Here is a 21,380-nt window from a genome sequence, read left to right on the forward strand (position 1 = left end):
TGAGAAGATTACCTTGGATAAAAAAAGATTTATTTAATATCCTAAAACGAATTAACCACCGGCAAGGTGATCCTGAACGTTGAACCCTGTCCCTCAGTGCTAGTAACGCTGATAGTGCCTTTATGCTTTTCAATAATCTGGCGTACAATACTCAACCCAAGACCGGTCGACTTTTCGCCGCGTAAACCGGCTCGGCCAGCTTTTGAAAATTGGTTAAAGATCTCCGGCAGCATATTGGCAGGGATGCCCATGCCGTAATCCTGAACTTCAATAACTACCGTATCGTTTAGTTTAAGCAGGCGTACATCCACATTATCCCGGTCTTTTGAAAATTTCACCGCGTTACTGATCAGGTTATCAATAACCCGGTGAAATTTTTCGTGATTTATGAGCGCATGGGCAACACTCACCGAACTGCTGAACAGTACATTAACTTTATTGCCCAGTTGTAATTTCCATTCGTTCACGATATTGTTAAGCCATTGGTTAAGCTCAATATTTTGAGTTTCAATAACCGCTATGTTCTCGTTTCGGGCTGCCTCCAGTAAATCATCAATAATACTCCGCGCTTTTACGCAGGATGCTTTGATCATATTGATGTTGTCTTGTGTTTCCTCATTAACCTCATCAAGTTCCATCATCATGGCAATTGATTCAACAGCAGCTATCGGGTTACGCAGGTCATGGGCAACCATACCCAACACCTGGTTTTTAAACTCGCTTGCTTTTTCTATTTCCGAGTTTTTTTCGCGAATCTCAATCACCTGAAAATAATAGTTGGCCTTGTAGGAAAAAAAGTACCTTGAGATAAAATAAAAGCCGGAAAGTAAGATAGCTGAGATCAACTGGTTATACAACATATCCGTAGCCGGCGTTTCACTGTAAAATAGCAGGGAAGTAAAAAAAAGCTCAACGGCAATAAGCAGCAATACGGTTTCATAGTATTCAAAAACAATTATCACGCTGATTAAGCTTAATGCGACAAGATATAAGGTGAGGGCATTACTCGGATTGGAGGTGGCTATAAAGCTGGAATACATGCCGCAAACAATAATATAAAGCGCAAACAAAAATACAAGCAATGACATGCCTGTTGTAGCTTTTTTATGGCTTTTGAAGCTAACGATAAAAAGGTTACTCGCTATCAGGAAAACGGGAGTTATAATAATGAAAACCCAGTTGCTGAAATTAAACTCGGGAAAATTTTGAGCTTTGGTTAAGCTAATGGGGAATACAAGATAAAGGATCCGGATAATTACATTAAGCAATAAAAATACTATACTGGCACCCCTTATGGCTACCAGGTTTTGGTAAGTATAATGCAAACGGTATTGCGACCGGTATTTTACCGGGAGACTGTTAAAAAAGAAATGGGTATTCAATTATATTTTATGGATTAAACAAAATTATGAAAATATTTATAAAAATTGTAACAGGAATGTGACAGCGTGTGGTTAACCCTTTTTACTGAATATTCGGTCAAAGAAGATATAAGCCTATTTTGTTGAACCTTGATTGTTTTTTAAAAAAGGGATAAGTATAATTTACACATAAAACCAAAATCACATGTTACTGAAATCTCTTAAATCTATCGCAATTCTTATTACTGTATTAACAACTTTTTCCTGCAGAACTGTAGAAAGGGCTAATCAGAAAGAAATTAAGCCGTTTGTTGGTATTTGGAACGACACAACCAATCCCGGAAGTAAAGTGGTATTTAAATCAGACGGAAGCTTTTATAATATCGCAAAGGAAAATGAGAGGCAGATTGTTACGCACAGCGGTACTTTTAAAGTTTTATCAGATAACATTTATCTATTAACGATCACTGACGCGAGGCCTGACGCCACTTACGATCTGAAAGGCAGGCAGTACGCAAATTATTACACCTTAGGTAGTGATAAAAAGACGATGAAGACAAGCGGAGTAGTTGACGGACGGAATGGCGGAAAACCACTTGCCTGGACTTGTAATCTGGTAAGAGTTGATAAACTCGATTAGTTAAACCTGCACCGGCATAATCTATCAGCACCGCGGCATTCCGTAATACTAAAAATACCACATATATAGCAGGACTGCGATCGTTCCATTATTCATTTACTCATAGCCCAACAGATTTATTTAGCATGGCAAAACGACAATTTGCCCTGTAGTTTGTTAAACATTATAGTATCTAAATTGCTAATAATCATGGCAAAGTGTCATTGTGGTTTAATTTTAAATGACAATTTTTCACTATAGGTACGATGGCCGATAATTTGATCAACCATGAGTACTATGAATTTTAACAACTTTACCATAAAAGCTCAGGAAGCCGTACAAAAGGCATCTGAAATTGCTGTTGGTAACCAACAGCAAGCAATTGAGACCGCGCATCTGCTTAAAGGCTTATTGCTGGTTGATGAAAACGTAATTACCTACTTATTAAAGAAATTAAATGTTAACCTGAACAGGTTAAATGATACGTTAGATGCGCAGATTGCATCGTTCCCCAAGGTAAGCGGCAGCAACGTATACCTTTCGTCCGAAGCAAATTCTGCTTTGCAAAAAGCGTCGGGATATTTAAAAGAATTTAAAGACGAATTTGTATCTGTTGAGCATGTGCTGTTAGGCATTTTAGCCGCCGGTGGTGCGGTAAGCAGCATCCTGAAAGATTCGGGTGTTAATGAAAAAGACCTAAAAAAAGCCATTGTTGAACTCCGCGGCGATAGCAAAGTAACTGATCAAAACGCTGAAGCTACCTATAACGCCCTTAACAAGTATGCCCGCAATTTGAACGAATATGCAGGTTCGGGCAAGCTGGATCCGGTTATTGGCCGCGACGATGAAATTCGCCGGGTTATCCAGATTCTGTCACGCCGTACCAAAAACAACCCGATTTTGGTTGGCGAGCCCGGCGTTGGTAAAACTGCCATTGCCGAAGGAATAGCTTTCAGGATCATCAAAGGTGATGTACCTGAGAGCCTGAAAACCAAAGTGGTATACTCGTTGGATATGGGTGCACTCATTGCAGGCGCCAAATATAAGGGAGAGTTTGAAGAACGGTTGAAAGCAGTTGTAAAGGAGGTTACCCAAAGCGACGGGGAAATCATCCTTTTTATAGATGAGATCCATACGCTGGTAGGTGCAGGCGGGGGAGAAGGCGCTATGGATGCGGCCAATATCCTGAAACCGGCCCTGGCCCGTGGTGAGCTTCGTTCAATTGGTGCTACAACCCTTAACGAATACCAAAAGTACCTTGAAAAAGATAAAGCTTTGGAACGCCGTTTCCAGAAAGTAATGGTAGAAGAACCTGATGCTGCTGATGCCATCTCTATTTTACGTGGACTGAAAGAACGTTATGAAACCCACCACAAAGTGAGGATCAAAGACGAAGCGATCATCGCCTCTGTCGAAATGTCACAACGCTATATTTCCGACAGGTTTTTACCGGATAAAGCTATCGACCTGATGGATGAAGCCGCTTCAAAACTTCGCCTTGAAATGGATTCGGTACCGGAAGTGGTTGACGAACTGGAACGCCGCATCATGCAGCTTGAAATTGAGCGCGAAGCTATCAAACGTGAAAAAGACGATCGTAAGGTTGCCGAACTAAGTGAGGAAATAGCCAATCTGTCACAACAGCGTGATTCATTACGTGCCAAATGGAAAGGCGAAAAAGACCTTGTTGACGGTATTAATACTAAGGTTGAGCTGATTGAAAACTATAAACTGGAAGCCGAACAGGCTGAACGTGCGGGCGATTATGGTAAGGTAGCCGAATTACGCTACGGTACTATAGTTGAAGCCCAGGCCGAAGTTGAAAAGCTGAAAGCTGCCCTGCTTGAAAATCAAAGCGACAGCCGCATGCTGAAGGAAGAGGTTACCGCCGATGATATTGCCGGTGTAGTAAGCCGCTGGACAGGCATCCCGGTAAGCAAGATGATCCAAAGCGAACGTGAAAAACTGCTTAATCTTGAAGATGAACTGCACAAACGTGTAGCCGGGCAGGAAGAAGCTATTGAGGCAATAAGTGATGCTATCCGCCGCAGCCGTGCAGGTTTGCAGGATAAGCGCAGGCCAATAGGTTCGTTCATATTTTTAGGTACAACCGGTGTGGGTAAAACCGAACTGGCAAAAGCCCTGGCCGAATACCTGTTTAATGACGAAGGTGCACTTGTGAGGATAGATATGAGTGAATACCAGGAACGCCATGCTGTTTCAAGACTGATAGGAGCGCCTCCGGGCTATGTTGGGTATGATGAAGGCGGACAGTTAACGGAGGCCGTTCGTCGCAAGCCTTATAGTGTGGTTTTACTGGATGAAATTGAAAAAGCCCATCCCGATGTATTTAACATCCTGCTGCAGGTGCTGGATGATGGCCGCTTAACTGATAATAAAGGCCGTGTGGTGAATTTTAAGAATACTATCATCATCATGACCTCCAACATTGGTTCAAACATCATCCAGGAAAACTTCCAAAACCTGGAGGACGAAAACCGCAATGAACTGGTGGCAAAAACCAAAAACGAGCTGTTCAATTTGTTAAGGGCAACTATCCGTCCGGAGTTTTTAAACAGGATAGATGAGATCATCATGTTTACTCCGCTTAATCGCGATGAAATTCATGATATCGTTAAGCTGCAGTTTAAACAGGTACAGCAAACGCTTGCTGAAATGGGTGTAACTATCGAAGCATCCGATGAAGCCTTAGATTGGTTGGCCCAGTTAGGTTATGATCCTCAATTTGGTGCACGTCCGTTAAAACGCGTTATCCAGAAAAAGATACTGAACGAGTTGAGTAAACAGATCCTGGCGGGTACAGTTGATAAAGACAGCGTTATTAAAATAGATATGTTTGATAACCAGTTCGTGTTCCTGAACTCGGCCAAAGAAGCTACGGAACCGGCTAAATAAGCTGTAGAAAATTAATTAAATGTAAAAAGGCTTCCCAATTTGAGAAGCCTTTTTTTATTAACAACCGGAGAATCTATTAAAAAACTTCAGCTGTTTGTTTAGTTACCGATGCTAAGCTGACCCCCGTAAGCTGATCGGCAAAGGCTACGAAAGCCTTACTCTCAGATATACGATGTTGATTAGCGATCAGATTTTGCAAATTGATTTTTCCTATCACAAATTTATAATTACCTGAATAGTAACGCTCATTGATGTGTTCAAAATTCAGTGCTTCAACCAGTTCCTCATCGTCATAACGCAGGTAAATGGTTAATTCAATGTTATTGGTAAAATTAAGGTCTGTTTTCTCTTTAGCTTTTTTGTATTCGTATTGGTAGTTATAACGTAATGCCGCTATATCCGAAAGTACAGCCGAGCCGGTAGGATGCCCACCTGCACCTTTGCCAAAAAAGAATTGCTGATCGGCAAAGGCGGCCTGTACGGTTACGCCATTATATTCGTACTCAACGTTGTATAAAAACTCTTTGTCGTTTACAAATTTAGGCAGTACAAACAGGGCAACGTTACGGTCGTCAAGCTCTTTAGCTACAGGTACCAGTTTAATTTTGAGGTTCTTTTCGCGGGCATATTGCAAATCTGCGGCTGCAAGGTTCTGAATGCCGAGGTTAAATACTTCATCGGGCTGTACAACTACGCCATATGCGTGTGCAGCAGCAATAACCAGTTTGTATTTTGCATCAAAACCACCAACATCACTTGTTGGGTCGGTTTCTGCAAAACCCAGGTCCTGGGCTTGTTTTAATGCACTGTCGTAATCGAGCCCTTCAATAAAACCTTTTGAAAGGATATAGTTTGATGAGCCATTGAAAATACCGCTGATAGAATGCAGTAGTTCATTATCATAATATTCTTCCAGATTGCGGATAATAGGGATACTACCGCAAACCGCGCCTTCATATAATAATGATGTACCGTATTGATGCTGGATCTCGATCAGTTCGTCCAAATGCAGGGCGATCATTTTCTTACTGGCAGATACCACGTTCTTGCCAGATTTTAATGCTCTTGAAACAATTTCAAAAGCAGCTTCGGTATCATTGATCAGTTCAACAATGGTGTTGATCTCGGGGTTATTAAGCAGTTCTTCCTTATCAGTGGTGAACAGGTGGGCCGGCAGGGAACGCTTTTTATTAGGGTCTTTAATAGCAAATTTTACTATCTCGATATTTAAATGCTTTGTTTTAACGATATCATATAACCCCTGGCCAACAACTCCAAATCCGAAGAGGCCGATATTTAACTTTTTACTCATTACGCTGTACGTTGCAGTTCTATAATTTTTCCTTTCACATCGGTTTTAAAAAATGATGTGAATATTTTTGTTAATGCTTCTGTTTCAATTAAAAATCCATCGTGCCCATAAAACGAATCCAGTTTGGCAAAGGCGGCCTTAGGGATATGCCTGAACAAGTATTGCTGTTCTTCAACAGGGAACAAAACATCCGACGAGATGCCGATAACTAATGTTTTTGCCTTGATGAGGCTCAACGCTTTATCTACACCGTGACGGCCCCGGCCCACATTGTGTGAGTCCATCACTTTGGTCAGGTACCAATAACTATAGGCGTTAAAGCGGTTCACCAGCTTTTGCCCCTGGTAATTTTGGTACGATGAAGAGCGGAAATTGTCCTGCACATCGTCGGCTTCTTCCTGCTGGGTAATGCCGTAAGTTTTATAAGTACGATAACTTAAAAGCGCGATACTGCGCGCAGCTTTTAAGCCTTTCTGACCGCCTTCGGGCGTATTGCTGTAAAAGGTGCGGTCGGTAGTGATAGCCAAACGTTGCGACTCGTTAAAGGCAATGCCCCATGGTGAATGCTTGGCATTAGTTGCTATCAGAATAAGATTTTTGATGCGCTCCGGTTCAATAATAGCCCATTCCATAGCCTGCTGGCCGCCTAATGAACCTCCAATTAATACACTGATATTATTAATGTTTAAATGCTGGGCAAGCAACTGGTGCGCTTTAACCATATCCCTTGTAGTAAACTGGGGATATGAAAGATAATATGGCTGGCCGGTAACCGGGTTAATGCTCAACGGACTTGTAGTGCCGTAAGGAGAACCCAAAATATTGGCGCAAACTATAAAATGCTCTTCCGGGTTAAAAAAATACCCCTCGCCAATAAGCCCTTTCCACCAGTCAAATACATCGCTGTTGGCAGTAAGCGCATGGCAAACCCAAACAATGTTATTTTTTTCCTTATTTAACCGGCCATAAGTGTGAAAACCTATTTCTAAACCTTCAATTGTACGGCCCGATTCAAATTCAAAAGTATCAGTGTATTTAAATATCTCTGCGTTCATTCTGTTGTTTTGTTATTTCAGGTGCAACCGGTATTTCCGGCTGCAACCTGCAATAACGTTTACTATATCACTTAAAAAAACTATACATTATTAAACTAACTCACCCTCACCTTGCTTAATTTTTGCAAAAGCCTGCTCAAAATCAGCTTTAATATCGTCAATATGCTCAATACCAACAGCCACGCGCAATGAAGCTGGCGTAACACCGGCAGCCAATTGCTCTTCATCAGACAATTGCTGATGCGTAGTTGCCGATGGCTGAATGATGAGTGTTTTTGCGTCGCCAACATTGGCCAAATGGCTAACCAGTTTCAGGTTGTTGATCAATCGGCTGGCCTGCTCTTTACTCCCCTTAATCTCGAATGACAATACGCCACCGAAACCATTCTTTAAATATTTTTTAGCCAGCTCATGATATGGCGATGATTCCAGTCCCGGGTAATTTACGCTTGCCACCTGCGAATGCTGCTCCAGCCATTTAGCCAGTTGCAGGGCATTATCAACATGACGTTGCACGCGTAACGAAAGTGTTTCCAGTCCCTGAATGTTCAGCCATGAATTAAATGGAGCCTGCGACGGGCCGAAATCTCTCAAGCCTTCCACACGGGCACGAATAATAAACTGGATATTGCCAAACGGACCGCCAATGCCAAATACATCGTTAAATATCAACCCGTGGTACCCCTCAGATGGTTCAGTGAATTGCGGAAACTTACCGTTACCCCAATTGTAATTGCCTGCATCAATAATGACGCCGCCAATACTGGTACCATGCCCGCCAATCCATTTGGTGGTTGACTCAACAACCACATTAGCGCCATGTTCAATGGGACGGAAGAGGTAACCACCCGCACCGAAAGTATTATCAACAATTAGCGGCAGGTCATGCCTTTTGGCAACTTCGCTCACCTTTTCAAAATCGGCAATAGTAAAGCCCGGGTTACCAATGGTTTCCAGGAAAATGGCCTTTGTTTTATCATCAATAAGCGCCTCGATATTGACCGCAGTATCATCTTTGGCAAAACGCACATCGATGCCCAGGCGTTTAAACGCTACTTTAAACTGGTTATAAGTACCGCCATATAGGAAAGGTGAGGTAACAAAGTTATCGCCAACCTGTAAAATATTATTAAGGGCAAGGAATTGAGATGCCTGGCCAGAAGCTGTCGCCAGCGCTGCCACACCGCCCTCTAACGCCGCGATGCGTTTTTCAAACACATCGGTAGTAGGGTTCATGATGCGGGTATAGATATTACCAAACTCTTTCAGCGCAAACAGGTTTGCACCATGTTCGGCACTGTTGAATACGTATGAAGTAGTTTGATAAATGGGCACAGCGCGTGAACCTGTTGTTGGATCAACTTCCTGACCGGCATGTAATTGTAAGGTTTCGAATTTTAAGGCAGACATAGTTGTAATTTTTTAATGTGTTTAATTTAGATTTTTGAATGTTTAGATGAATTTGGAAAGCCGGTTTAAAAACAACCGGTTTAACAACACGCTTTTCAGAAAATGAAAAATAGGAGCGTGCTAAGCATCAACAGCAGCAACACATACAAATACAGCCAATAGGGGAGCCAATATGTTGTACGTTACCGTTTAAGGTGTAAAAAGTGTTGCGTTGCGTAAATTTAATTAAACTTTTCATGGTTATAAATTTATATTCCCCGGTGTTATTTGCCGGGACAGGAATTGGCACCTTCTTCAACATTGAAGGGTTGCCAGCGGGTCATTGAGCCTGATCTCTCGCCGCTTCTTTATAAATCAAAACCCGAACTATGTGCGGAGGATTGATCGACGTTGGTATCACTACCAAATAATGTTGCGAATATAAGGGATTGTGAGGTAATATACCAAATTTTATTTCTTTTTAAGGTTAAGGTAAAAGGCCAAAGGCAAAAGGTTCATTCGAGAACAATTTTAAGCTTAGACAAATGCAGCTACCTTTCGCCTTTAACCTTTATCCTTTTACCTTAAAAGGCCTAAGCCAAAGCCTGCTTCATATCGGCAATCAAATCATCAATATGTTCCAGCCCAACCGAAACCCTTAGCAGGTTTCGTGGTGTTTTGGTATCCGGCCCTTCAACAGTAGCGCGGTGTTCTATTAGGCTTTCAACACCACCAAGGCTGGTAGCTTTGATAAATAGTTTCAGCTTATTGATGATGTTATGCGTGTCGTTCTCATCGCCCTTAATAGTAAAAGATAACATGCCACCAAAAGCCAGCATCTGATCTTTAGCTATCTCATGCTGCGGGTGCGAGGGCAAACCGGGGTACATTACCTGTTCAACATTGGGATGCTGTTCAAGGTATTCGGCTAATAACTGTGCGTTTTGTACGTGGCCTTTTACACGGTATGGTAAAGTTTTAATACTGCGTACCAGGTAATAACAATCCATAGGCGAGGGGATTGCGCCACCCATTTCCTGCACCTGGCGGATTTTTGTCCACCAATCATTCTTTTCGGCCGTGATCAACACGCCGCCCATCAGGTCGCTATGTCCGCCAAAATATTTGGTGGCTGAGTGCATAACCATATCCGCGCCCAGCTCAAGTGGTCGCTGGCACATAGGGGTGGCAAATGTATTATCGCACAAAACTTTAATGCCCTTTGCTTTGGCAATAGCAACCACCTTTTTAATATCGGTTATTTTAAGCAGGGGGTTTGAAGGTGTTTCAATCCAGATCAAACCTGTTTCGGGCTTGATGTGCTGTTGTAAAACCCCGGTATCGTTTACATCAATAAAATCGAAGGTAAGGATCCCGGCAAAAAGGGTTTTAAGCTGATTACGTAAGCCATGATACATATCATCCGGCGCAATTATATGGGTGCCCGGCTCCAATGATTGAAATACCGACATCCCGGCCGCATTACCTGATGAAAAGCAAGCTGCTTCAACACCTCCCTCTAACTTTGCCAGCACATGCTCCAGTGCGTGACGATTGGGGTTCGATGAGCGACTGTAAATATAACCTGCCGGAAAACCGCCATCCTCACCGCGCTCAAAAGTGGTTGACATAATAATGGGTTGTATAACGGCCCTTGTTGCTTCATCAACATGGTTGCCGGCATGTATCGCTATAGTTTCAGTTTTCATGGTATTGTATTATGATATCGCCCAAAATAAACAAGAATATTTGTTATTAGCTGTAGCGTTTTTATATTTTTTGCCGAATAGGTTTAAAAACCAAACCGCATGAAAACGTGCTTTATCTTCCTGTTGGTTATTATTGGGCTATCTGCCTGAAAAAAAGATGCCAATGATACCGCTTATGACAAAAGCTATAAAGTATGGCAAAACTTTAAGACTGAAAGTAAAAATTCATATACTTATACCGCTAATAACGGTTCAGTTTTTGGTTATGGCTCCGAAACCAAGATCACCGTTCAAAATGGCGTTGTTACAGCGAAGGGTTTTTGAATACCGTGAGTTTAAAGGCGGACCGAACTATGGATATGGTGCTCAACTAAATGCGACTTCATAGGATTCCGTTTATATGACAGTATCCTGGATGAAGGAAAATATATCAGACAGGGGGCCATTGGGAGCCCTGTACAGAGTATGGGCGATGGAAAATAAATGGTAAAAGGCGACATCATGGACTATTTTGGTCTCAGCGGACATACTAACGACGAGTTGAAGAAAATGGGTTATATTGTATGGATGCCTGTTCAGGAAAAAGGTTCATGGTTAGGGGAGGGCGACGACCCAACGTTTATGAACATGCTTGACAATGGATTACGTGCATAAGAAAAAGGTACTTATGGAGGCTGGGGCGGCACCGGATTTATTGATCCTAAAGGTAAAAACGCCTTCTTCCAGAATAGTGATACGTCATCCCAGGCTATGGCAGCTTCACTCGCTGTGCCGAAAGATCGAAATAATACGTACCCTAACTTTTTTCCTGCCGCTCAGCGGGATTTTGCTGCCCGGATTAAACGGTCGGTAACGCCAATATATGCACTGGCAAATCACGAGCCAGTTGCCAAAATAGAAGGTCCATTAAATGTCAGGGCAACAGTCGGCGAAACGATCAGACTGTACGGAGCCGTTTCTGATCCTGACGGAAATCTGGTTTCTGTTAGCTGGTGCAATTTCAACAAGGAACTTATCCCGGGAAAAGTGTCGATATTAAACCCCGAAAAGCCAGGCAAACACAAATCAGGGTACCTAAAGACGCTGTTTCCGGCCAAACAATTCACATTGTTTTTCAGGCAACGGATAACGGCACACCGTCTCTTACCAGCTATCAACGCGTGATTATAGCGGTGCGGTAAACAGGAAGCTTTCCAAATGCATTGGCTGTCTTTTCAAACCCAAACGGATGCACTTACCTTGGGTCACATCAACCATTTTGTTCAGGTAAGAGTGGCTATTCCAGTATAAGAAAAAGCCCCGAAATCAGCTATTTCAGGGCTTAGATACTTGGCGGAGAGTTAGGGATTCGAACCCCAGGAACCTTTCACAGTTCAACAGTTTTCAAGACTGCCGCAATCGACCACTCTGCCAACTCTCCGGGGACAAAAGTACAAATCCGGGGCGAATTGCCAAATTTGAATTTCACTTTTTTTAATTTAATTAAATAATCTGTATTAATTGCTGATTAATAGGTAGTTAATTTTTTGCCTGATCGGTTTTTTTTGCCCGAAAAGTGTTAAATCTGGGTTTTACAATACGGATTGTACGCTTGGAAAGCTCTACGGACGCGTTTAATTCGAACCCGATTATCAAAATTAATGAGTTTATATACATCCAGATCATCACAACGATGAGCGTACCTATCGAGCCGTAAACTTTATTGTACGACGAGAAATTGTTGATATAATAGGAAAAGCCCAGTGAAGTTAAAACTGCCAGTGCCGTAGCCAGTATGGAGCCAGGATTAATAAAATTCCATTTCTTTTTATGTGCAGGAGCGTAACGGTATAAGCACCCTATGGTTACAAAAATGATCACCACAATAATCACCCATCTGAACAGCATCACAGGGTAAACCCAAAAATGATTTTCAGACGCCACATGCGATTGAATGAACCTGATAATGGATTGACCCAGGATGAGTATGGAAATGGCCAGTAATAACGCGAAACTTATAGCTACGGTAATTCCTGTGGCTACCAGGCGCCTTTTAAGCCAGCTCCGTTTATCCTCAATTAATGAGGATTTATTAAAGGCTTTCATGAGATTGATAACGCCATTCGTAGCAAAATACAAGGTTGTCAGGAAACCGAAGGAAAGGAGCTTGCCGTTTTGATTACTTACGATATCGAAAAGGGTTTCTCTGAACGCCATATAGGCATTTGTTGGCATTACAGAGGCCAGCACCATCATCAGGTTGCCTTTAAAATGTTTTATGGGCACGTAGGGGATAAGCGTGAACAAAAAAATAGTAGCCGGAAAAACGGCGAGCATAAAGCTATAGGCTAAAGCATAGGCCCGGTTAATAAGCGAGTTATTGGTGATTTCCTTTACAAAAAAATCAATAACGGTGTATAGCGGCAACGGCCTGAAACCCGGAATGATGACAGACTTCGTCCACTCGATGATGTACCTGTAAAACGTAAACCGGATTAAAAAGCGGTGCAGCCATTTCATTTACACCAAATTTACTTAAAAAAGGGCATTAATCTATCGGTAAAATCCTGTGGTGGCAGGCATGGGCGATTGGTTTTCATGTTAATGAATACGAGCAGCGTTTCGCCGGTATTAATAAGTTCACCTTTTGGGTTTGTAAGTTCGTACCTGAAATGGATGCGGATGCCTGGCAGCTTATCCATGATCACCCTGATGCTGATTTCCTCGTCATATAAAGCCGGCTTCAGGTATTTGCAATGAAGCTCGAGCACAGGCATCATAATGCCCGATTCTTCCATGCCTTTATAAGTAAGGCCAAGACTGCGAAGCATCTCCACGCGGCCTACTTCATAAAATTCGGCGTAGTTACCGTAATACATATAGCCCATCTGGTCGGTTTCGCCATAGCGCACCCGTATTTTAGTAGTGTGCTCAAACATTACCTTCGGATGTTATGATCATTAAGGGCTTGCTGAAATTTATGCGCATTAACCAAATGGTCCGCCACGTTGGTGGCAAAGGCATGGTAGCCGGAAAAATCAGCTTTGGCGCACATATAAATATAGTCGCTCTTTTGATAGTTTAACACTGCTTTCACCGCATTAACCGATGGCATCATGATAGGCCCCGGAGGTAAACCTGTATGCAGGTAAGTATTATATGGCGAGTTATATGAAAGGTAGCGGGTAAGCACACGTTTTATAGTAAAATCGTTCAGCGCGAAGATCACGGTAGGGTCGGCCTCCAGTTTCATTCCTTTTTTAAGACGATTAAGGTATAAACCTGCTACGGCGGGCATTTCATCATCATGCAGCGCTTCAGCATCAACTATTGATGCCAGGACAGATACTTCCTGAGGGGTTAAGTTTATTGCAGCAGCCAGTTGTTTACGTTCAGGTGTCCAAAAAGCCTGATAGTGGTCGTACATTCGTTTAAAGAACTTTTCCGGGCTCGTATTCCAGTACATCTGGTATGAGTCGGGCATGATCACGGTATAAACGTTATCGGTAGTAAAACCATATTTACTTACAAAACTCGCCGAATCAAGCAGCCGAATAATCGCCATTGAATCCGGTTCAATCTTTTTCGAGATAAATCCCGCAAACTGTTCTTTAAGTCGCAATCCGTGAAATTCAACTTTAACAGGCTCTTGTGTACCTGAGGCCAGCATATTGATGAGCTTGCGGTTCCCCATGCCTTCATGCAGGCGATATTTACCTGGTTTTACACGGGTAATATAATTCATATTACGGGCAGCCCAGCCAAATGAAGCAGTATCTTTCACAATGCCCTCATCTTGTATTGTTTTAAAAACATCGCCAAATGTTGCGCCGGTGTGAATGTATAAGTACTCCTGTTTATCCGTAACGTTAGGTCCAAAGTATTTGAGGTAATAATTGAAACCTGTAAAGCCTAAAAGCACAACGATAATGATTACCAGCGCTATGATAAATTTTTTCAGTATGCCTGATCCTTGTTTTTCCGCGGTCATGATATTGAATAGATGGTGTTTGTTGTATTTATTTTAATTTTTGAATGGCAACTAATCCGCCGCTCAAGTTACGAACGTTGTTATAGCCATACCGCTTCAATATGTTTTGTGCAGTTTCGCTCCTTAAACCAATTTTGCACATAACGATTATCTCATCTGTTTTGTTGTAGGGTAAACTGTTAAGCGCATTCTCCAAATTTGAAAGGGGGATATTATCACCGCCTATATTATAAGTATGGAATTCAATAACCTCGCGCACGTCGAGCAGGTTAAGGCTTTCACCTTTGCTTAAACGCTCAATCAGTTCGGAAGCTTTAATTTGCCGGTGGAGCTGCATCGGTTTTGGTACCTTGTGAAACAGTAAGATTTATACGCGTGCCAATACTTGTTTTGCTTAATGAATCGGTCTTCATCGGGTATTGCGAAACAACAACAACATTAGTCGAATCGGTAATAGTACCCTGGTAAGTAATGATCCCAACAGTTAAGCCGGCGCCTTTTATAGCAAATCGGGCGGCATCAAGGTCAAGATTTACCAGTTCGGGTATTTCCACTTCGCTTGCACCCTCACCATCGCCCAAAACCAAATCTATCCTTGAGCCTTTGGGGATCTTGGTACCCGGTTTTATCACTTGTCCGCCAAAACGTACCTCCAGGATCCGGTCGCGGGCAATATCCGAACGGTACGTTGTATCGCCCAGTTTTAAGCCATAATTTGATATGGTAGCTATCGCTTCGCGATAATTGCTTTGTTCAAGATCGGGCAAGGCTACATTTGGCGCCTGCAGGGTTACCATGGTAAGGTAAATTACCCGGCTTTCTTTAACGTTGGTCCCGGGATCTGGGTCTTGTTCAACGATAGTACCGGGGGCCACGTCCTGTACATACACAGAATCTATTTTATAGCCGAATCCCTGCTCTTTTAAAATATCCATAGCTTTATCAATGGAAAGGCCTTTAAGCTTTGGTACGGGTATGCCCGAACCATGACGGGTATAATAACCAAGGCTAAAAAAAGCTATTAAAACAACGGCTATCACGGTTACAATAGCCATTAATAAGTTATTCCGGAATGATTTTGATTTTAAGTAAGCCCCAAATTTGCTCATCAGTATACGTAAGGGTAAACCTTTTAATTAAGTATCAAACATAGGAATTATTTTGGATATGGGTGTTAGGATGTCGGATTTTGGATGTTCGATTTCGGAATTAATTATTGCAGAATTTTGGGAGTTTTAAACTCAAAATTTAAACTTTAGTATTATTTGCAATGATATTTATTCTAATTTCGACTTCGAAATCAGGTCGCTTTCGTTGCTCCTGGAAATAAATTCGAAATCGAACATCCGAAATCCGAAATAAAATGAGTCTTAAAAATATTGCCCTTTTGGCCGGAGGTTTTACCGGCGAATATGAAGTATCCCTCAACAGCGCAAAAAATATCGCAGCTAATCTGGCGTCAAACAGCAACTATAAAGTTTATACTATATTAATTACCCGCGACAGGTGGTTTTTTGAAGCAGATGACGCGACAGTCGATGTTGACAAGAATGATTTTACCATCACCCTTAACCAGGAAAAAATAAAGTTCGACTTTGCCTTCATCACCATTCATGGCAGCCCCGGCGAGGATGGAAAGCTGCAGGGCTATTTTGATATGCTTGGCATCCCTTATAATACCTGCGACGCTACAACATCGGCCATTACCATGAACAAGGCTTATACCAAAGCTATCGTGCACGGGATCCATGGCTTGCATACCGCACATTCCATGCGTTTATTTGAGCGCGATGTGCATGACGTTGCCACAATAGCAGCTAATTTGAAATTTCCGTTGTTTGTTAAACCTAATAATGGTGGCAGCAGCGTGGGTATGAGCAAGGTTCAAAACATAGCCGGCCTGCCGGAAGCATTGAACAGGGCATTTCAGGAAGATGCCCAGGTGTTAGTAGAAGAATTTATTAAAGGCCGCGAGTTCAGTATTGGTATAGCACGCCTGCACGGTAAAATAAAGGTATTGCCTGCTACAGAAATTATAACCTCAAAAGATTTTTTTGATTACGAGGCGAAATATACTTCTGGTGTAACACAAGAAATAACTCCCGCCGACCTTTCGGCTGAAAAGGTTAAAGAAATTGCTGGCATAGTTACCGAGGTGTATACCCGCCTCAACTGCCGCGGCATGGCCAGGATCGACTTTATTTTGCTTGAAGGCAGTAATGATTTTTATTTTATTGAGATCAACACCACGCCCGGTCAGTCGGCCGCCAGTTTGATTCCGCAGCAGGTAAGGGCAGCCGGTATGGACGTTGGCGAGTTTTACAGTGCGCTGATTGAAGGAGCTTCTTTATAGGATTTTGGAATTGGGATTTTCAATTTCGGATTTATTTAGATAATTACTTTTAGAGACGCTTTACAGGCGTCTCTTTTTGTGTAACAACAGATTCATTTTGTTATCAAATTAACGATGCTGCAATTTCAAAACTTCAAAAAATTATACGGTAGTTACCCTGCTTTAAAAATTGACAGCCTCAAGCTTGAAAGCGGCATTTACTGGATAAAAGGAGTAAACGGGTCGGGTAAAAGTACCTTCCTAAAATCCATTGCCGGTATATTGGCATTTGATGGAGACATCTTGCTTGATGAAAACATCAGTATAAAAAAACAACCGGTAGCTTACCGCAAGCTCGTAAATTTTGCCGAAGCCGAGCCTGTGTTTCCGGATTTTTTAACAGGGTTTGAAATGATAAGGCTGTTTGCTGATGCTAAAGACGCACCGGCCAGACAGGAGGAAGGTTATATTAAAAGCATGGGCATGCAAAGTTTTGTAGACCGCCCCGTAGGTACTTATAGTAGCGGTATGATGAAAAAACTCTCGTTGCTGTTGGCTTTTTTAGGTAATCCCAAACTGATCCTGCTCGACGAACCTTTGATCACTATTGATACGGCCTCGTTGGCAATATTAAATACCTGGATAAGGGAGCGGCAGGAGCAACAGGGAACCAGTTTTTTATTATCGTCGCACCAAATATTGGAGAATGGCTCACTACCTGTATCGGGCGAGCTTTTAGTAGAAGATCAAACCTTAAAGGTTATCAGCTGATGAAGCCGCTAACTAACGTATTGTTAAAAATATTTGCCCGCGGTTTTTTCCGGGTACATGCGGGAATCCTGTTGTTTGTGTTTTTAGCGATGGTTGGTATTGTACCACCTCAATACTTAATAGGCTATCACAAAGCACTGATGCTGGCTATGGACAGCAGTTCGGTTGTAATGATCCTGGTGTTTATAAGCTGGTTTATTTATGCCGTTAAAAGCTGGCATTACGTATCCGGGCAAATCTTTGCCCCCAGTCAACATTTTTTATTTTATAGCAGCAATGCCCTGAACAAAGGGAAACAAATAATAAGCTGGTTTTGGGTACAGGCTGCTATATTATCGCCGGTAATATTGTACGCACTCATCGCTGTGGGGGTGGGTTTTTCCAATAAGTATTATTTATTTCCGGTTTGCATTTTACTGTATTTAATCGCCTTAACTTATTTAAGTGCAGTTATTTATACAAAGCAAATTAACGGACTTGTTGATGGCAATGATCAATCTATATTATTAAAACTAAGCAGCAAATGGCGTAAACCTTATTTCAGCCTTTACGTTTACCACCTGTTTGATAAGCGTAAGGTTCCATACCTCATTACCAAGGCGCTTTCCTGGCTTATCATCACCGGGGTGTTTTACGTGTTTGCTGATGTTAAAACTGATGTCCGTGTTGCCGGTATAGCAATCCTTGCTGTTATAACGGCACATATTGTATTGATATTTGAGGAAAGGAAATTTGAAGAGAACGGCCTTTGCTTTTCCCGCAATTTGCCTTATAGCAGGCCACAGCTATTTCTAAATTTTATAGGCGTCTATTTCATTCTCCTCATCCCCGAAAGTATCTGGCTGTTCAGCAGGTTTAACTTGCTAATGGCTATTGAACTGCTGTTTGTTGGCTTAAGCACCGCGATGCTGTTTCATTGCCTCCTTTACTGGTTTGGCCTTAATATGGATAAGTACCTGCAATGGATCCTGGGGTTATTTATTGTATTGTTCTGGATCATTATGTTCAAGCTGCTTTGGGTGCTGATTCCTTTAAACTTTGGTATTGCTTACTGGCTATTTTACAGTAACTATTACAAGTTTGAGGGCGTGGTAAGCGATAAGTTGTAACCTTTTAAAGCTGCGCTTTCACCATCCTGTCCCTACCGCTCATGTCTTTTCTTAACTCAATGTTTTTAAATCCTTTACCAGTTAATAGCTCAACAGTTTCATTGCCTAAATTTTCATTGATCTCGAAGAAAAGCAAGCCGCCGGCAATCAAATTACTGAGTGAAAAATCGGCTATGGCCCGGTAAAATATCAGCGGATCATGTTGGGGTACAAACAAAGCAGTATGTGGCTCAAAATCTGTAACATTACTATGCATCTGCTTTTTATCATCAAGCGTAACATAAGGAGGGTTGCTTACAATGATATTATATTGAGCCTCTTCTTTATTATGCTCAATATTTAAAATATCAGCCAGAATAAAATTAACCTCAACTTCATTTAACAAAGCATTTTCCTTGGCGGTTTCCAAAGCTCCTTCGGATATATCTATCGCAGAAACATCCGCATTTGCCAAATTCTTTTTCAGGCTGATGGCAATACAGCCACTGCCCGTACCTATATCCAGTACAGAAAACCTTTCGCCTTTCGCCTTTAACCTTTCGCCTTCTAAAATCCATTCCACCAGTTCCTCAGTTTCCGGGCGTGGGATCAGCACATATGGGTTTACTTTAAATCGCAAGCCAAAAAACTCGGTGACACCAAAGATGTATTGAATAGGTTTGCCTGTTTTTAGTTCGGCAAGGATGTTTTTCGCCCGTTCCGACTGTTCAGCAGTTAACGCTCTTTCGGGGAATGCCTTAACAGATGCCCTTGATAAACCGGTAACTTCGGCAATAACAAACAGCGTAATAGCTTCGGTTTCAACAGCATCATAAATGCCATTTATCTGCTGCCTGTAATCTTCAAAAACATCCTTAATTGTAATCATGCAACAAAGTAACATAAAAGCTACTTTTGCAGCATGCTTGAACATGAAAAATATATGCGCCGTTGTTTGGAGCTTGCTCAATTGGGTGCAGGATACGTTAGTCCGAACCCTATGGTTGGCGCGGTAGTAGTTCACGATGGCAAAATAATAGGAGAGGGCTATCATCAGAAATACGGCCAGGCCCATGCCGAAGTTAACGCTATTGAACAGGTTACGCAAAGGTTTGATAACTACGCCCAACTGCTGAAAAACTCGATTATATATGTTTCATTAGAGCCTTGTGCGCATTATGGTAAAACGCCGCCCTGCGCCGATCTGATCATCAAACATCAAATCCCTGAAGTGATTGTTGGTTGCCGCGACCCATTTGCTCAGGTCGACGGAAAAGGTATTGAAAAATTGCAGGCTGCCGGCATTCAAGTAATAACCGGCGTATTAGAACAGGAATGTCAATGGCTTAACCGTCGCTTTTTTACCAAGGTACAAAAGCACAGGCCATATATTATATTAAAGTGGGCACAAACACAGGATGGCTTTTTTGCTCCGGCAGATGGCAGGCAGTTTTGGATCACGGGGCCCGAATCGCGCAAACTGGTACACAAATGGCGCAGTGAAGAAGATGCTATACTGGTTGGCAAAAACACGGTATTAAGTGACAACCCACAATTAAACACCCGTTACTGGGATGGCCCGTCGCCTAAGCGTGTGGTGATTGACCGCCGGCTGGAATTGAATAAAGGGTTGAACATATTTGATCAATCTGCAGAAACGTTGATATTTAACGAGGTTAAGTTTGATGTTGACGGTAAAAACAGGTATATAGCACTTGAAGATTTTGAACGCTTTGTGCCGCAATACATTTTGTACCAATTATACCTTCAGGATATCCAATCTGTTATTATTGAAGGCGGTGCTAAAACACTTGAATCATTTATTGAAGCCGGCCTTTGGGACGAAGCCAGGGTATTTACCGGTAATAAAGTTTTAGGGAAAGGTATAAAAGCACCGCAAATAACAAGTATACTTGCCGATGAATATCCTGTAGGCGCCGATCGCCTCCATTTGTTATACAATAAGCCGGTTATATAAATGCTGTTCGTTTTTTTAAGTATTTGCTGTAGTGTTATCGTTTCCATTTTGCTGAAACTGGCAAAACGCTACCATGTGGACGTTTACCAGGCCATTACCTGGAACTACTCTATGGCTATTTTGCTTACCTGGTTCTTTTTTAAACCACAGCTGAGTATTATTCAAAACGGGCCTGTTTATAATTACGTGGCTTTGGGGATTCTGTTCCCGGCAATATTTGTAATCATGGCAACGTCGGTGCGCAAGGCCGGTATCGTTCGTACAGACGTGGCACAACGCTTATCCCTGTTTATCCCCATACTGGCAGCATTTGTTTTATTTGGCGAAGCCACCGGTATGGTAAAAGCCATCGGCATTATACTGGCTTTCATTGCTATCATCTGCTCTATACCCTGGCAAAAATCGGCAGGTAACAAAGTTGAAAAGGGCTCATGGATTTACCTGTTAATTGTTTTCCTCGGTTTTGGCGTAATTGATGTATTGCTAAAACAGCTTACCAAGGTCAATAATGTACCTTTTACCACAGCCATTTTTGTCATCTTTATTATTGCGTTTATATTAACCCTTGCTGGTTTGATTTACCAGGTATCCACAAAAAAAATGAAATTTTCATTGCCGCATATCCTCATAGGCTGGGTATTAGGGATAGCCAATTTTGGCAATATCCTTTTTTACTTAAAGGCGCACCAGGCGCTGGCGAACAGCCCTTCGGCAGTGTTTTCGTCGGTAAATATTGGCGTTATTGTGGTTGGTACGCTGGTTGGCATCTTTGTATTTAAAGAGAAGCTGAGCCTGCTTAATAAAATCGGCATAGCTATAGCGGTGCTGGCTATTATCATTATTTATTTCCCGCAAACATTGGGCTTCCTGCACCTGTAAT

20 protein-coding genes, 1 tRNA gene and 1 riboswitch are annotated in these 21,380 nt (G+C 42.1%); of the genes, 9 read left to right on the plus strand and 12 right to left on the minus strand.

Going from position 1 to position 21,380, the window contains the following annotated elements; genetic code table 11:
• Nucleotides 1-41: 41 nt before the first annotated feature.
• Nucleotides 42-1,382 carry a sensor histidine kinase gene (locus ABID99_RS10330; protein WP_373613640.1) on the minus strand — a complete coding sequence of 447 codons (1,341 nt, stop codon included), beginning with the start codon at nt 1,380-1,382 and terminating at the stop codon, nt 42-44.
• 184 nt (nt 1,383-1,566) lie between these two features.
• Between ABID99_RS10330 and ABID99_RS10335 the strand changes: the two genes are divergently transcribed.
• Both ABID99_RS10335 and clpB read left to right on the plus strand, forming a co-directional pair.
• On the plus strand, nt 1,567-2,001 hold the full coding sequence (locus tag ABID99_RS10335) for a hypothetical protein (protein ID WP_373613641.1): 435 nt from the start codon (nt 1,567-1,569) through the stop codon (nt 1,999-2,001).
• Between the two features lie 276 nt (nt 2,002-2,277).
• Entirely contained in the window at nt 2,278-4,896 is a 2,619-nt protein-coding gene (clpB, locus tag ABID99_RS10340; RefSeq protein WP_373615904.1) for an ATP-dependent chaperone ClpB, read from the plus strand.
• Nucleotides 4,897-4,972: 76 nt separating this feature from the next.
• Here the strand turns inward: clpB and ABID99_RS10345 are convergent, their stop codons facing one another.
• The 4 genes from ABID99_RS10345 to ABID99_RS10360 form a co-directional block, all read right to left on the minus strand.
• Nucleotides 4,973-6,208: a homoserine dehydrogenase gene (locus ABID99_RS10345; protein WP_354483284.1), complete on the minus strand. Its 1,236-nt coding sequence runs from the start codon at nt 6,206-6,208 to the stop codon at nt 4,973-4,975.
• Nucleotides 6,208-7,263, minus strand: coding sequence for a homoserine O-acetyltransferase (metX, locus tag ABID99_RS10350; RefSeq protein ID WP_373613642.1), 1,056 nt, complete (start codon nt 7,261-7,263; stop codon nt 6,208-6,210). Before metX ends, ABID99_RS10345 begins: the two co-directional genes overlap by 1 nt.
• 90 nt (nt 7,264-7,353) lie before the next feature.
• Complete coding sequence (locus ABID99_RS10355) at nt 7,354-8,673, minus strand: O-acetylhomoserine aminocarboxypropyltransferase/cysteine synthase family protein (RefSeq protein WP_373613643.1); 1,320 nt, start codon at nt 8,671-8,673, stop codon at nt 7,354-7,356.
• Between the two features lie 245 nt (nt 8,674-8,918).
• Nucleotides 8,919-9,029: riboswitch (SAM riboswitch) on the minus strand.
• A gap of 216 nt (nt 9,030-9,245) precedes the next feature.
• A complete protein-coding gene (locus tag ABID99_RS10360; RefSeq protein WP_090525926.1) occupies nt 9,246-10,361 on the minus strand; it encodes a PLP-dependent aspartate aminotransferase family protein in 1,116 nt (371 codons plus the stop codon).
• A 501-nt stretch (nt 10,362-10,862) separates the two neighbouring features.
• Between ABID99_RS10360 and ABID99_RS10365 the strand changes: the two genes are divergently transcribed.
• On the plus strand, nt 10,863-11,015 hold the full coding sequence (locus ABID99_RS10365; protein WP_175489953.1) for a hypothetical protein: 153 nt from the start codon (nt 10,863-10,865) through the stop codon (nt 11,013-11,015).
• A 338-nt stretch (nt 11,016-11,353) separates the two neighbouring features.
• On the plus strand, nt 11,354-11,542 hold the full coding sequence (locus ABID99_RS10370) for a hypothetical protein (protein WP_373613644.1): 189 nt from the start codon (nt 11,354-11,356) through the stop codon (nt 11,540-11,542).
• A 149-nt stretch (nt 11,543-11,691) separates the two neighbouring features.
• Here the strand turns inward: ABID99_RS10370 and ABID99_RS10375 are convergent.
• The 6 genes from ABID99_RS10375 to ABID99_RS10400 form a co-directional block, all read right to left on the minus strand.
• Nucleotides 11,692-11,781: transfer RNA gene (locus tag ABID99_RS10375), tRNA-Ser, on the minus strand.
• Nucleotides 11,782-11,879: 98 nt separating this feature from the next.
• Complete coding sequence (locus tag ABID99_RS10380) at nt 11,880-12,860, minus strand: YihY/virulence factor BrkB family protein (protein WP_373613645.1); 981 nt, start codon at nt 12,858-12,860, stop codon at nt 11,880-11,882.
• Nucleotides 12,861-12,871: 11 nt separating this feature from the next.
• Complete coding sequence (locus ABID99_RS10385; RefSeq protein WP_373613646.1) at nt 12,872-13,279, minus strand: acyl-CoA thioesterase; 408 nt, start codon at nt 13,277-13,279, stop codon at nt 12,872-12,874.
• On the minus strand, nt 13,279-14,331 hold the full coding sequence (gene mltG, locus ABID99_RS10390; RefSeq protein ID WP_373613647.1) for an endolytic transglycosylase MltG: 1,053 nt from the start codon (nt 14,329-14,331) through the stop codon (nt 13,279-13,281). The genes ABID99_RS10385 and mltG overlap by 1 nt, the downstream gene beginning before the upstream one ends.
• A 28-nt stretch (nt 14,332-14,359) precedes the next feature.
• On the minus strand, nt 14,360-14,668 hold the full coding sequence (locus ABID99_RS10395) for a rhodanese-like domain-containing protein (protein ID WP_090525920.1): 309 nt from the start codon (nt 14,666-14,668) through the stop codon (nt 14,360-14,362).
• A complete protein-coding gene (locus tag ABID99_RS10400; RefSeq protein ID WP_090525919.1) occupies nt 14,646-15,440 on the minus strand; it encodes a PASTA domain-containing protein in 795 nt (264 codons plus the stop codon). Before ABID99_RS10400 ends, ABID99_RS10395 begins: the two co-directional genes overlap by 23 nt.
• A gap of 254 nt (nt 15,441-15,694) precedes the next feature.
• On the opposite strand from ABID99_RS10400, the gene ABID99_RS10405 reads away from it, so the two are divergent.
• The 3 genes from ABID99_RS10405 to ABID99_RS10415 all read left to right on the plus strand — a co-directional run bounded on the left by ABID99_RS10405 (nt 15,695) and on the right by ABID99_RS10415 (nt 18,543).
• A complete protein-coding gene (locus ABID99_RS10405) occupies nt 15,695-16,684 on the plus strand; it encodes a D-alanine--D-alanine ligase (protein WP_354483275.1) in 990 nt (329 codons plus the stop codon).
• Between the two features lie 114 nt (nt 16,685-16,798).
• On the plus strand, nt 16,799-17,434 hold the full coding sequence (locus ABID99_RS10410; protein ID WP_373613649.1) for an ATP-binding cassette domain-containing protein: 636 nt from the start codon (nt 16,799-16,801) through the stop codon (nt 17,432-17,434).
• Complete coding sequence (locus ABID99_RS10415) at nt 17,434-18,543, plus strand: hypothetical protein (RefSeq protein ID WP_373613650.1); 1,110 nt, start codon at nt 17,434-17,436, stop codon at nt 18,541-18,543. The genes ABID99_RS10410 and ABID99_RS10415 overlap by 1 nt, the downstream gene beginning before the upstream one ends.
• A gap of 4 nt (nt 18,544-18,547) precedes the next feature.
• On the opposite strand, the gene prmC is transcribed toward ABID99_RS10415, so the two are convergent.
• The gene (gene prmC / locus ABID99_RS10420) at nt 18,548-19,411 is read right to left on the minus strand and encodes a peptide chain release factor N(5)-glutamine methyltransferase (protein WP_373613651.1); all 864 of its coding nucleotides are present in this window, start codon (nt 19,409-19,411) and stop codon (nt 18,548-18,550) included.
• Between the two features lie 33 nt (nt 19,412-19,444).
• Between prmC and ribD the strand changes: the two genes are divergently transcribed.
• Together ribD and ABID99_RS10430 are read left to right on the plus strand one after the other, a co-directional pair.
• A complete protein-coding gene (gene ribD / locus ABID99_RS10425) occupies nt 19,445-20,500 on the plus strand; it encodes a bifunctional diaminohydroxyphosphoribosylaminopyrimidine deaminase/5-amino-6-(5-phosphoribosylamino)uracil reductase RibD (protein WP_188832295.1) in 1,056 nt (351 codons plus the stop codon).
• Complete coding sequence (locus ABID99_RS10430) at nt 20,501-21,379, plus strand: EamA family transporter (RefSeq protein ID WP_354483266.1); 879 nt, start codon at nt 20,501-20,503, stop codon at nt 21,377-21,379. It begins immediately after the preceding gene.
• Nucleotide 21,380 lies beyond the last annotated feature (1 nt).

It is taken from the genome of Mucilaginibacter sp. OAE612, from assembly GCF_041806395.1.
In the GTDB taxonomy this organism is placed as follows: domain Bacteria; phylum Bacteroidota; class Bacteroidia; order Sphingobacteriales; family Sphingobacteriaceae; genus Mucilaginibacter; species Mucilaginibacter rubeus.